This window comes from Bacteroides sp. OM05-12 (assembly GCF_003438995.1).
Classification (GTDB): domain Bacteria; phylum Bacteroidota; class Bacteroidia; order Bacteroidales; family Bacteroidaceae; genus Bacteroides.
The window spans coordinates 12,286-24,809 of sequence record NZ_QSUN01000021.1 but is presented as its reverse complement, the minus strand read 5'-3'; the positions used below and the strand labels follow the sequence as shown (position 1 = coordinate 24,809).

The 12,524-nt window shown below is 41.7% G+C and carries 12 protein-coding genes; 3 read left to right on the top strand and 9 right to left on the bottom strand.

Features of this window, described 5'->3' with window-relative positions:
• Positions 1-10: 10 nt before the first annotated feature.
• Entirely contained in the window at positions 11-517 is a 507-nt protein-coding gene (locus tag DXB63_RS13855) for an RNA polymerase sigma factor (protein ID WP_122127011.1), read from the bottom strand.
• A 779-nt stretch (positions 518-1,296) separates the two neighbouring features.
• On the opposite strand from DXB63_RS13855, the gene DXB63_RS13850 reads away from it, so the two are divergent.
• Entirely contained in the window at positions 1,297-1,854 is a 558-nt protein-coding gene (locus DXB63_RS13850) for a LemA family protein (protein ID WP_122127010.1), read from the top strand.
• Between the two features lie 19 nt (positions 1,855-1,873).
• Positions 1,874-2,848: a M48 family metallopeptidase gene (locus DXB63_RS13845; RefSeq protein ID WP_122127009.1), complete on the top strand. Its 975-nt coding sequence runs from the start codon at positions 1,874-1,876 to the stop codon at positions 2,846-2,848.
• Positions 2,849-2,892: 44 nt separating this feature from the next.
• On the opposite strand, the gene DXB63_RS13840 is transcribed toward DXB63_RS13845, so the two are convergent.
• A complete protein-coding gene (locus DXB63_RS13840) occupies positions 2,893-3,528 on the bottom strand; it encodes a trimeric intracellular cation channel family protein (protein ID WP_122127008.1) in 636 nt (211 codons plus the stop codon).
• Positions 3,529-3,611: 83 nt separating this feature from the next.
• Here DXB63_RS13840 and wecB point away from each other — a divergent pair, with 83 nt between their 5' ends.
• On the top strand, positions 3,612-4,706 hold the full coding sequence (gene wecB / locus DXB63_RS13835) for a non-hydrolyzing UDP-N-acetylglucosamine 2-epimerase (protein WP_122127007.1): 1,095 nt from the start codon (positions 3,612-3,614) through the stop codon (positions 4,704-4,706).
• Between the two features lie 120 nt (positions 4,707-4,826).
• Here the strand turns inward: wecB and DXB63_RS13830 are convergent, their stop codons facing one another.
• The 7 genes from DXB63_RS13830 to DXB63_RS13800 all read right to left on the bottom strand — a co-directional run bounded on the left by DXB63_RS13830 (position 4,827) and on the right by DXB63_RS13800 (position 12,143).
• Positions 4,827-5,045, bottom strand: a complete 219-nt coding sequence (locus DXB63_RS13830) for a hypothetical protein (RefSeq protein WP_122127006.1) — start codon at positions 5,043-5,045, stop codon at positions 4,827-4,829.
• On the bottom strand, positions 5,042-5,521 hold the full coding sequence (locus DXB63_RS13825) for a DUF3990 domain-containing protein (RefSeq protein ID WP_122127005.1): 480 nt from the start codon (positions 5,519-5,521) through the stop codon (positions 5,042-5,044). Before DXB63_RS13825 ends, DXB63_RS13830 begins: the two co-directional genes overlap by 4 nt.
• On the bottom strand, positions 5,518-5,742 hold the full coding sequence (locus DXB63_RS13820) for a DUF3791 domain-containing protein (protein WP_122127004.1): 225 nt from the start codon (positions 5,740-5,742) through the stop codon (positions 5,518-5,520). Before DXB63_RS13820 ends, DXB63_RS13825 begins: the two co-directional genes overlap by 4 nt.
• 112 nt (positions 5,743-5,854) lie before the next feature.
• Positions 5,855-6,814 (bottom strand): D-2-hydroxyacid dehydrogenase, encoded by a 960-nt coding sequence (locus tag DXB63_RS13815; protein WP_122127003.1) that lies wholly within the window; start codon positions 6,812-6,814, stop codon positions 5,855-5,857.
• An 11-nt stretch (positions 6,815-6,825) separates the two neighbouring features.
• Entirely contained in the window at positions 6,826-8,100 is a 1,275-nt protein-coding gene (locus tag DXB63_RS13810) for a replication-associated recombination protein A (protein WP_122127002.1), read from the bottom strand.
• Between the two features lie 61 nt (positions 8,101-8,161).
• Complete coding sequence (locus DXB63_RS13805; RefSeq protein WP_122127001.1) at positions 8,162-10,789, bottom strand: DUF5686 family protein; 2,628 nt, start codon at positions 10,787-10,789, stop codon at positions 8,162-8,164.
• Positions 10,790-10,814: 25 nt separating this feature from the next.
• Positions 10,815-12,143, bottom strand: coding sequence for a DEAD/DEAH box helicase (locus DXB63_RS13800; protein ID WP_122127000.1), 1,329 nt, complete (start codon positions 12,141-12,143; stop codon positions 10,815-10,817).
• Positions 12,144-12,524: the final 381 nt, after the last annotated feature.

The window sequence follows — 12,524 nt, the reverse complement described above, 5'->3', positions numbered from 1 at the left end:
TTATATGAAACTATTCTACAAAATCTCTTAGTTGTTCTTGTAAGCGTTGACGGGTAAAGAAGATACGACTTTTAACCGTACCCAAAGGTAAATTCAGCTTATCGGCAATCTCACGGTATTTAAATCCGGAAACATGCATGGCAAACGGGATTTTATATCCTTTTGGAAGTGCATTCATTATCCGGTGAATTTCTTTGATATCATACGCACCTTCCGTACTGTCAAAACCCGAGTCTTGCGGAAGGCTCAAATGATATAGATTATCTGTTTGGTCTACAAATGTCTGGTCGCGTACTACTTTTCTATAATTATTGATGAATATATTACGCATAATGGTATACATCCAACCTTTAAAGTTTGTGTCTGGTATATATTTGTCTTCATTATCCAACGCCTTCAATGAAGTTTCCTGTAACAGGTCATTTGCTTCTTCTCTGTCTGCTGTCAATTTATAGGCAAATCTCAGTAGCTCTTCTTGTATACTTAACAAGTCTTTTCTAAAACTAACACTTTTCATACCGTCCCTCCTTTTAATCAATAATATTTTTTAATTCTCTCGATGCAATGTTACGAATAGTTATACATTACGATAACCTTATTTTCGTCAATAAAAGGGGGGATAATTGACAATTCTCACTTTTTGAACATTTTTACACCCTAAAAAAACAGTTTTTAGGTGTAGAAACCACTAATGCAAGTCACACTAAAGTTATAGAAATGAACTTTATCTAAACTATTTTCACCACACAGATTCTATTTTTGACAAAATTATCGCCCAACTTTTGGGGTGCAGTTCAAAAAAGTAGTGCCTTCACTCTAGTTAAATAGTAATCAATGACATAAGAGTAAATAGTGATAAGGTGAAGGCAAGTATAAGTAAAAGTTAAAACAGCTGAATCAGCAAAATAAGCAAGCTAAAACGCCTAAGGGAGTGTTGGCCTACGCCCCCGTAGATGTAAGCTATCACTCCCTTGGGCGTTAGTCATCACCCCCTTGAGTGTTAAGCAACGCTCCCTTGTGCAATTTATAAAACATCAGGTCGTTTGTAGACAAAGATACGGTCCTTTGTTCATAAACTCCTATCGTTTGTAAACGATCGACCGTATGCTTACACTCTAAGTTATCATAAAAAAATATCGAAAATGCCATACCCGGCAACTATTAGAATATCACCGAATAGAATTTAAACATGAATAGTCAGAGTATTAATATTTTTTATTAATGGATAAAGCCCACTTTCCATATTATTATACTACTTTTGACTCATCTATTATTAACCAAAAACAAAATTAAGTTATGACAGTATGGATCGTTGTTGGCATAATTGCCCTTTTAGCTATCATTATAGTTTCTATGTACAATACCTTGGTTAAACTACGAAACAATCGTGAAAATGCTTTCGCCGATATTGATGTTCAACTAAAACAACGCCACGACCTTGTGCCACAGCTTGTTGAAACAGTAAAAGGTTATGCGGCTCATGAAAAAGAGACTTTAGACCGTGTGGTCAGCGCACGAAACGGAGCCATCAACGCCAAAAGCATTGATGATAAAATTGTTGCGGAAAATGCTCTCAGTTCTGCATTGGCAGGATTAAAAATCACCCTTGAAGCATATCCCGATTTAAAAGCCAATCAAAACTTCTTGCAGTTACAAGGAGAAATATCCGATATAGAAAATAAGTTGGCAGCCGTTCGCCGTTACTTTAACTCTGCTACCAGAGAACTCAATAACGCTGTACAGACTTTCCCGTCCAATCTTATCGCTGGAATGTTTGGTTTCCACAAAGAAATGATGTTCGACTTAGGTACGGAAAGAGCTAACCTTGAAGAAGCGCCCAAAATCAAGTTTTAACTGTGATCTATCGTAAAAAATGCAATATATAGGTATTCAAACCCAGAAAAGCAGGAACAATTTCCGTTCACTGCTTTTATTAATTTTATTTCCTTGCCTCGTGGTAGGCCTGACTTATTTATTCTGTTACCTGCTGCATTTATTGGCAGTTCAGGATGACGAAGTCACCACTTCCCAACTACTGACATATACTACGGCAATGTTCGTGCATATATTACCTTACGTTATCGGCGGAGTGCTTATTTGGTTCCTTATCGCCTATTTTGCCAATACCGGCATTATAAATTCGGCAACAGGAGCTAAACCTCTTGAACGTAAAAACAATCCCCGTGTGTATAATCTGGTTGAGAATCTTTGCATGAGTCAGGGGATGAAAATGCCTAAAATCAACATTATTTACGATGATTCATTAAACGCATATGCAAGCGGAATCAATGAAAGTACCTACACGGTAACTTTATCAAAAGGTATCATAGACAAACTGGAAGATGCGGAATTAGAGGCAGTTATCGCTCATGAACTTTCACATATCCGCAACCATGACGTACGTCTGCTCATCATTTCCATTGTTTTCGTCGGTATCTTCTCTATGATTGCACAAATAGCATTACGTTCCGCATATTACTCCTCTTTTACCAGAAGTAATAAAAATGACAAGAACGGAGGAGCCGTTGTTATCATTCTACTTGCTATGTTGGTTGCCGCTATCGGCTATTTCTTCGCTACCCTCATGCGTTTCGCTATTTCCAGAAAAAGAGAATATCTTGCCGATGCAGGATCTGCCGAGATGACAAAGAATCCTTTGGCATTGGCAAATGCACTCCGGAAAATATCTGCCGATCCGGATATCGAAGCTGTGAAGCGGGAAGATGTGGCACAACTGTTCATTCAGCATCCCGGCAAGCAAGCTAGTAGTGCGCTTAGCGGACTTAGCGGTTTATTTGCCACCCACCCCCCTATTGAGAAAAGGATTCAGGTATTGGAACAATTTTAAAATACTCGCGTCTCAAATATTATCGGGATGCAAGTATTCTTTGTCTATTTTTCAGGGGTTTGCTCCTCCGCACTCTCACCTTTCAGGATGGGCAGGCAAATCTTATATTTCACCGCCAAAGTACGTGCCATAAACACACCGGCTCCACTGATAATCTGTGTCAATATAGTATCCATACCTACCCAATGGCAAAGACCGTAAACCATACCGCCTACAACACAGGCAATGGCATAAATCTCTTTTCTGAAGATCAACGGTATCTCATTGATAAAGATATCACGTATCACTCCTCCTGCCGCACCGGTTATAGTACCCATGATGACAGCTACCCAAACCGGATAGTCCAAAGCAAGTGTCTTTTCAACGCCGACGACTGTAAACAATGCCAGACCGATAGAGTCGAATATGAAAAAGGTGTTATGAAGATGAATCAGATTCTTCCCGAACAAAATAACCCAAAACAAGGCTAAAGCCGAGCAAATCAGGTAAATGGGATTTGTCATCCAGAAGGGAGTTACATCCAGAAGAAGATCACGGATTGTACCGCCACCGATAGCCGTAGCCACTCCTACGACGTATGCTCCAAACCAATCAAACCTTTTTGCCGATGCCAATCGGATACCACTGATAGCAAAAGCAAAAGTTCCTATAAACTCTAATATCTGTACGAATGCAGGCATAGTTCTTATTATTTTCTGCTACAAAGATAAGGCATAATTCCGAAAGATAATGTACTTTTGTGCAACACTAAATCAGAGAAGATATGAAAATATGCATAGTAGCCGGCGCACGTCCCAACTTTATTAAGATTGCCCCCCTTGCAAGAGCCATTAACCATGCCCGCGAAGAAGGCAAAGATATTTCATGCAGAATCGTCTATACAGGTCCCAGTGACGATACAAGTCTGGATGCTTCATTATTTGCAGATCTGGATATGCATGAACCGGATGTCTATCTTGGTGTAGGCTATGAAAACTTGTCAGAGCGCGCCGGAGGTATTATGTTTTCTTTTACTAAAGAGCTGGAAGAGCATCCCGCCAATGTGGTCATGGTGGTAGATGATCTTACCTCTACCATGGCATGTGCCATTGTTGCCAAGAAACGCGGTATAAAGGTAGCTCACCTTGTTGCCGGAACACGTTCATTCGATATGAATATGCCTAAAGAAGTGAACCGGATGATTACAGACGGCCTGTCTGATTATCTTTTTACCGCAGGGATGGTTGCCAACCGTAATCTGAACCAAACAGGAACAGGTAGCGAGAATGTATATTTAGTAGGCAATATCCTGATAGACAGTCTGCGGTACAACCGTAACCGTCTTCTTCGTCCGGCGTGTTTCAATATCCTGAACCTGAAAGAACAAGGATATATTTTATTGACCGTTAATCGTCATGCGCTGATTGACAATACAGAGAACTTCGCCAATTTGCTGCGCACCCTGATAGCCGAAGCCAACGGCACTCCTATCATTGCCCCACTGCATACATACGTGCGCAACCGTATTGCAGAACTTGACATCACAGCCCCCAACCTGCATATCCTACAACCGCAAAGCTATCTTGCATTCGGTTATCTGGAGGCAAATGCAAAGGCAATCGTTACAGATTCCGGCAATGTGGCGGAAGAAGCTACTTTCTTAGGCATTCCCTGCATCACGCTGAACAATTACGCAGAACATCCGGAAACCGTCAGCATAGGAACTAATGAACTGATCGGAGAAGACCCGGAACAGTTGGAAAAAGCAATGAAACGTCTTCAAAACGGAGAATGGAAAAGCGGTTCATTACCCGAAAGATGGGATGGGCGTACAGCAGAGAGAATCGTCCACCTGTTGCTTGAGAATCCGGTTTCTTAAAATAAGCATGGATAAGCCGGTATTGGATACTGAAGAAATAATAGGTACTGAAAGGTATAGAACAAATAATCGGCTGCCCCGCCTAAGCGAGACAGCCGATTTAGTTTGACAAGCACAAGGCTATCCCATTTTCCCGGTCCTTAACTCATGTTTTAAAAAGTCATATATGTATGCAGAACTTTGCGTGTATAGCCCGCTACGTTCATCCAACAATTTAGCATAGGTATCCGAATTATAAAAACGGCGCAAAGCAGTCTGCAAGTCCATACCATAATCCTCTATCAGATATGACACGATATCTTTCGTTATACTCTCTATCAAAAATTGTTTGTCACTCATAACTTCTTTAATGTCTGTATAGCACGTTCCGTCCCGAAATAATACTGTACGGTCATGCCTTTTATAAACTTCAACCGATTCAGTAACGTAGTAATATCAATATATTCCTCCATAAACAAACGTATCTGTACCCCAACTTTATCATCGGCAATCGGACCTACCACAATGTCATAATCATGCATCTTTCCGGTATTCTTCTTATTCCTGTTCTTCAGGATGAACTCAGCCCATTCCTCATCGTAAGTTTCAAAGATCTTCACATTTAAACTACCATCCGTTAAATGGCGTTCTTCAAACTCATATACATTTATGGTTTCACTACCGCTCTCCATCTGAATCACCTTTTGACTTGCCATTGCAAATGCTTGTTCTTCATTACCCGATAAATAGAAACCCTTACCAAAATCTTTATTAGGCTTTGATTTCGATAAATCTATACTTTCGATATTCACATTCGAGCCATGATATAGTTTCATACCAATGCCCCTCCATGACGACGACAATAGTCAGTTAGATCATCAATAGCGTCATCTATCGAAAATTGATGTTCAGCCTCATAACATTTATCAAGAAAATCAATGCCTTTGTAGAAATCCAGATAGTTGAATGCCTGACGGAAAGATAATGTATGCCGATTGGCAAACTCCGAAATACAAACTACAATATATTCTATTTTATTCTTCAATTCAGCGTTCATACACAACTCTATTTTAGCATGTTTGAATACAAAGTTAGAAAAATGCTTTAATCTATCACCATTATTATTCCTAAAAAGCCATCTTATCCAACATCCCGTATAGACAGTTCCGTCATTTAGCTACATTATTAATCACATTGCCGGAAATATATCCACGAAGGTTATCAACGGCTATTTTCATTAATCGTGTGCGTGCCGCATGAGTAGCCCAGGCAATATGGGGAGTAATGAAGCAGTTTTTCGCTGTGAGCAACGGATTGTCGGCTTTGGGTGGTTCCGAAGAAAGAACATCGACTCCGGCTGCCGATATCACTCCATTATTCAAAGCATCGGCAAGATCTTTCTCGTTCATCAACGGTCCACGTCCGGTATTAATTAGAATAGCTGTAGGCTTCATCATGGCAAGGCGTTCCGCATTAACCAAGTTTCTTGTTGTTTCCGTCAACGGGCAGTGTAAGCTGACAATATCACACTCCGAGAATATCTCATCCAATGTTTTCGATTTAATCTCGGGTGGTAATTGAAGTGATGATTTAGAGGTAAACGCATATATCTCCATTCCGAATCCCAATGCAATACGGGCAGTTGCCTGTCCTGTATTTCCAAGCCCGACAATACCGATTTTGAGTCCGCTCAATTCCACTAAAGGAGTATTCCAATAACTGAAATCCCTACTTCTTGTCCATTCCCCTTTTCGCACTTCTTCCGAATAATGCTCTACCCGGTTAGTAATATTAAGAATATGGGCAAAGACCATCTGTGCCACAGACTGTGTACTGTATGCCGGAATATTGGTTACGATAATCCCTCTTTTCTTGGCAGCCTCAATATCCACGACATTATATCCTGTGGCAAGAACACCGATATATTTCAGATCAGGCAATGCTTCAATCTGTGCAGCCCTCAATGCTGTCTTATTCGTCAATAACACTTCCGCACCTTTAGCACGTTCAAGAACTTCCTCCGGAGACGTACGTTCGTAAATCGTACAGTCGTCACCCAGCATCTTCAATTCTTCCCACGACAAATCACCCGGATTCATCGCATAGCCATCTAGCACAACTATCTTCATATTTATTTCATTTAATCGTTAAACTTATCTTTCCACAATGTTTTCATGTGTTCTTTTAAACGTACTTCGGCTGCATTTTGTTGCGGATGCCAAATACGTTTGTCTTTCAACCCGTCGGGCAAGAATTGTTGCTCTACAAAATTCCCGGCATACGCATGTGCATACTTGTATTCTTTACCATAGCCCAACTGCTTCATCAGCTTTGTCGGTGCATTCCGCAAATGCAAAGGCACAGGCAGGTTGCCCGTCTCCCGCACAATGCCCAACGCTTCATTAATAGCCTCATAAGCAGAGTTACTTTTCGGACTTGTAGCCAGATAGATAGTTGTTTCCGCCAAAGGGATACGCCCTTCCGGCCAACCGATTTTCATGATTGTATCAAAACAAGCATTCGCCAGTAATAACGCATTCGGATTAGCCAGCCCCACGTCTTCCGCCGCCGATATAACCAAACGACGAGCGATGAAAGCCGGGTCTTCACCTCCTTCCACCATACGCGCCAACCAATAAATAGCGCCATCGGGATCACTGCCCCGGATAGACTTAATAAATGCGGAAATAATATCATAATGCAATTCGCCGTCTTTATCATAGGCTAAAGGATTTTGCTGTAAACGGTCTACCACCTTTTCATCGGTTATCACTACGGGGACTTCTGTCTCTGCCTCTACCACCAGTTCCAGGATGTTAAGCAACTTGCGGGCATCTCCTCCCGAATAACGTAAGATCGCATCCGTCTCTTTCAGTTCTATCTGCTTCTCTTTCAGAACAGCATCTTTTGTTATCGCATTCCGGAGCAGCTCCAAAAGGTCGTCCTTTTCCAGAGATTTCAAGACATAAAGCTGACATCGGGACAACAACGGACGTATGACCTCAAAGGAAGGATTCTCCGTTGTAGCACCGATCAACGTCACCGTACCTGTCTCCACCGCGCCAAGCAATGAATCCTGCTGCGATTTGCTGAAACGATGTATTTCATCAATGAAAAGAATCGGGCTAGCCTGAGAGAAGAAACGGTTATTCTTTGCCTTATCGATAACGTCTCTCACATCTTTTACTCCGGACGTTACGGCACTCAGTGTATAAAAAGGCGTTTCCAACTTATTGGCTATAATCTGCGCCAATGTAGTCTTTCCTACTCCGGGAGGTCCCCACAGTATAAAAGAAGCAATTCTTCCGGCATCGATCATCTTCCGGAGGATCGCCCCCTGTCCTACCAAATGTTTTTGTCCGATATAATCATCCAACGACTTCGGACGAAGTCTTTCTGCTAACGGTTGTGCCATATTAAATATTTAACAGGAACAAATTTACAACTTATTGTTGAGTTTATCTTCGTATAATATCTTAAAATTCTATAGAGAAACCATCTCCCAAATTAATGGGCATAACAATTGAAAAGCCAACCGAACGATAACGCTTATCACGGAAACCGACAAAGATACCGGCACGGGAAAGCTGTCCAATCCCGATAGAATAGCCCACCTCCGTATGTATCGGCAGATAACGAACGGCAAGTGCACGTATATGCAGACCTTCGTCCATGATACTATTCTTTAAAAACGGCAGCCATTTCAAGAACAAGTGAGAAGTATAATAGCTTAAATGTGCTTGTCCCCATCTTTCCGGCGTAGAATATTCATAGTTATTCAACAGCGCAAAGCTCTTATCAAAAGAAGAAGCCGTGAGTTGAAAACGGGAAGCGTCAAAATGACGATAATCAGGGAAATACAGGTTATCGGTATGAAGAAAAGTACCGGCATTAAGCCTATACGCCAACTTACTAAAGAATCCCGTTTTAACAGTATGGTCTACCGTCACATCTATCCGGTTATAATCCGGAGCAGGTAGTGAACCACCTACCGAGAAACCTTTCTCATAACGCACCGTAAAGGTAGGATATTTAGACTGCTCATACTTTTTGCGCCCTTTATACATATAATAATAGTGTGCAGGCGTATACTCCAAAGCAGCCGAGAAGCGCATCAACTCATTCTCCGGCATCTGTGAATAATAGATATTATCCGGTATATTAGGTTTGGCTTTCTTACCGAACGTGCTTTTGTGATAATGATTCACCAATACATTACGACGCTCGTAACTCAAACCGAGAGAAAGCTGTAAACCATTTGCCAATTCCAGGCAGTTGCTGATACCGATGAACTTCTTTTCATACAGCTTCATTTCGTTACGGGCAAAAAGAATAGAAGCCACAGAATTCATCATCCGGTCCATACCGCATTCATTATTATAATCGGCAGACACCCGTCCACCTTCCAAAGTCAGCTTTCCATTTCTTCTCGGCAAATATTGTAAGGTCAAATCTCCGGAATAGAGACAAGTCTTACTTGCAGTAGTATAATACGCCGAAGGAGTAAACAACAACGTGTTCTTACCACCCAGCTTCTTTCCGAAAGTAACTTTTGCACCGATTGGAAAGCCATCTACAAAACTGAAACCCGGAAGATACCCTTGTATACCGGGAAGTTCTATCCATGCCGTTTTCGACTTATTATAAAAGGTATGTCCCAAAAGTACAACACTCATTGTCTCTATCTTCTCCATCACGGTTGAATCCGGCTTCAAAAGACTTCTCTTTCCTATCATACTATCTTTACGGGCATAACTCAGTTGTTCTTCCCGCAACAACGGAGCACTGCGAATGCCCGCCCAATAAATAGAATCTCGTTTCGTTGCCAAAGAATCACGCTTGCTTGCACCACCAAACGAATAATCCCGCTCATAGCGATGCTCCTTATGGGTTGTGTCTGTCTGTGCCACCTGCTTCTCCATCAGTTTGGCCATTTTATAGGCTTCACCCGTAGTCAGTTCCTCTTTTGCAGCAAGTTCATCAATACGCTTTTGTAACTTCTGCTGTTTAGCCGAAAGTGTCTTTTTTGCTTGCTCTGCCCGCTGTTTTTCCGCTAATAACCGCTCACTAACAGGCGTTTCATTAAGTACCACATCTTTATAATTGACCGCAGTAAAGAAATTGCCGTACCCTTTCACTCCCATCAGGCCGAAATCTATTCTCATGCTTGAAGATGCCGGAAGATATACATCCGGTTTTATCTCTTTGCAAGTAGTACGCAAATTCATCTTCACGCCCATTGAAGAAGATTGTATTTCCACATTGGAGATACACCATAAATCTTCTATTATATAAAGGTATCCTGTTAAAGTCTGGTTATTGTTACGTTTGGGCAACAGCTTGATTTTATTCACCATACGGTCGCCTTCCATGTAGCAAGCCTCCAACTTAAAACGATAGAACGAAAAAGCGCGGGAGCTTAGCGGGGAAACTTTGCCGAACTGTTCGTCCGAATAAAGATTAAATGCAGCAACGTTGAGTCCGTTACCTAAATCCAATTCTTCCGGGAACGATGACTTAAAGGCTTTTACTTCCGTTTTATACTGATTGGGAGCAGTAAACACAGTCTCATGTTGGGCTTCCATCACAAAAAGACGGTTCATAAAGCCATCTGATTCTTTCTGAAAGTCTTTCGCCATCTTCATAAAAGCCGGGACATCCGTCATCTTGCCGGAACCTTTTAAATAAGAATTTGCCGTATAGCTCTTCACCAATGTACGATAAAACGGGGCACGGGCTATCGCCTGACGCATCACGGCATACGCCGGGTCTTCATTATTCTTTGAGACCCTTACTTCTTGTAACTGATAAATCCTTTCATCGAGCTGAATGTTCATTTCCGTGCCCTTGCCCGTCTGGACAACAGGAACTATTTTCTGCTCATAACCAAGTGAAGACACTTCACAATTATACTCTCCGGCATTGAGGCATGTTTGGAAACGCCCTTCACCGTCCGCCGTAAAACCAAGTCCCAAATCACGGAAAAACAATGTCGCATAAGGAATCGGAGTTCCTTCTTTTCCCGTTACTTTCCCCTTAAAGGTCTGGGCAAACAAACCTAACGGGCATAGTAAAAGAAAAAATAGTGTGTGTGTCTTCATCATAATCCATCAGGTTTCGTCCTATAAATTATTTTGCTTCTTCCATAATCGTCTTCATCCCCTTTATCTTCTCACCACGAATTAAATTCAGTGTTTGTTTCAGCTTCTTCCGCCGGATAGCGACGAAAGCATAATGGTCTTTCACGTCTATCCTTCCTACATCATCTTTACCAAGATTGCCTTTCTTGAAGAGAAAACCTACAATATCTCCTTTACTCAGTTTATCTTTCTTTCCTTTACCTATATATAAGGTAACCCAAACGGATTGAGACGGCTTGGGCGTATGCTCCGGGAGAGGAAACGTTTCCGGCTCCTCTTTTATATATTCAGGTAATTTCTCTTCCGCATGCAGGATTAGATAAGCACTTCCCTCCGCATCCCAACGTGCCGTACGCCCGTTTCGATGGGTAAACGCTTCCTCATTAACCGGCAGATGATAATGAACGATGTGTTCAATCTCGGGAATATCCAATCCACGTGCAGCCAAGTCCGTTGAAATAAAAACATGGCAACTGCCGTTACGGAACTTGTATAAAGCACGTTCACGGTCTTCCTGCTCCATGCCGCCGTGAAACATCCCGTTGTCCAGACCTTTGGTACGGAGAAAATCCCCCACCCGTTGCACAGCCTCACGGTAATTCACGAACACAATCGTGGAATGCTCTCCAAGTGTGCAAAGCAGACGATAAAGCGTTTCCAACTTATCTTTGTCCTGTGAAACGACTTTCATCAACTTCAACCGTTCCGACTTCGCTTCTCCATCCAAAAAGTTCAGTTTAACAGTCCTTCCCAATCCCGTAAACTCCGGAATTTCTCCGGAGTCCGTAGCAGAAAGCAAAACTCTTTTCTCCAGATTGGGCAACTGGCTGATAATCTCCGCCATCTCATCATGGAAACCAAATTCGAGCGACTTGTCAAACTCGTCTATTATCAGGATACGTATTGTTTCCGGATCAATCACACCTTTGGATAAATGATCCGTTATACGCCCCGGAGTACCAATAATTATAGCGGAATGAGTGTTCAGTATCGTTTTCTTTTCCTCGGCAGACGAATGACCGCCATAGCAGCAACATGTACGGAATCCCGTATTCATGGCATTGAACACACTGTCTATCTGCAACGCCAATTCGCGGGAAGGAACCAGTATCATACACTGAACCGTATTGTTATCCGGTTTCAACTCTTGCAACAATGGCAACAGGAACGCTAATGTTTTCCCTGTACCCGTAGGAGAAAGCAGAATCATATCTTTCTTCTCTTTACTTGCAGCAATCGCGGCTTTTTGCATCGGATTGAGAACCTCTATCCCAAGATTCTTCAAAGCATCTTCTATTAATTTATCCATGATTTCCATTTTACAAATGTACAATAATTGGTCGATAAATGTTTAGATAAATCACACATTTCTAACCAAAGGAAAGATATATTGAGTAACGTTATACTTTTATTATTTATAACTATCGGAGAAAAGTAACAGGAGTACACCTACGCTGTATGATACGCATCAGTACAAACTCTTGTTCCGATAAAGGATAAGTAATCTTTTCACAGTTGTGGAACGATCGTTCCACAACTGTGGCTCATTCTCCCCACAGATGTGAGGCGATTGTTTCATTAATGTGAAAAGATTACTTTTCCTATAGAAAGATACTACATCTTAATGGCAGAACAGATAAATAGTCCAAAAGAAAAATATAAAACTCCGGTCTCCCTGTCGTCCTTTACCGATATATAC

Coding starts and splice junctions, on each gene's coding strand:
- DXB63_RS13800 (WP_122127000.1), bottom strand. CDS start 12,143: ATGGAAATCATGGATAAATTAATAGAAGATGCTTTGAAGAATCTTGGG.
- DXB63_RS13825 (WP_122127005.1), bottom strand. CDS start 5,521: ATGAAACTATATCATGGCTCGAATGTGAATATCGAAAGTATAGATTTA.
- DXB63_RS13845 (WP_122127009.1), top strand. CDS start 1,874: ATGCAATATATAGGTATTCAAACCCAGAAAAGCAGGAACAATTTCCGT.
- DXB63_RS13815 (WP_122127003.1), bottom strand. CDS start 6,814: ATGAAGATAGTTGTGCTAGATGGCTATGCGATGAATCCGGGTGATTTG.
- wecB (WP_122127007.1), top strand. CDS start 3,612: ATGAAAATATGCATAGTAGCCGGCGCACGTCCCAACTTTATTAAGATT.
- DXB63_RS13855 (WP_122127011.1), bottom strand. CDS start 517: ATGAAAAGTGTTAGTTTTAGAAAAGACTTGTTAAGTATACAAGAAGAG.
- DXB63_RS13810 (WP_122127002.1), bottom strand. CDS start 8,100: ATGGCACAACCGTTAGCAGAAAGACTTCGTCCGAAGTCGTTGGATGAT.
- DXB63_RS13830 (WP_122127006.1), bottom strand. CDS start 5,045: ATGAGTGACAAACAATTTTTGATAGAGAGTATAACGAAAGATATCGTG.
- DXB63_RS13820 (WP_122127004.1), bottom strand. CDS start 5,742: ATGAACGCTGAATTGAAGAATAAAATAGAATATATTGTAGTTTGTATT.
- DXB63_RS13805 (WP_122127001.1), bottom strand. CDS start 10,789: ATGATGAAGACACACACACTATTTTTTCTTTTACTATGCCCGTTAGGT.
- DXB63_RS13840 (WP_122127008.1), bottom strand. CDS start 3,528: ATGCCTGCATTCGTACAGATATTAGAGTTTATAGGAACTTTTGCTTTT.
- DXB63_RS13850 (WP_122127010.1), top strand. CDS start 1,297: ATGACAGTATGGATCGTTGTTGGCATAATTGCCCTTTTAGCTATCATT.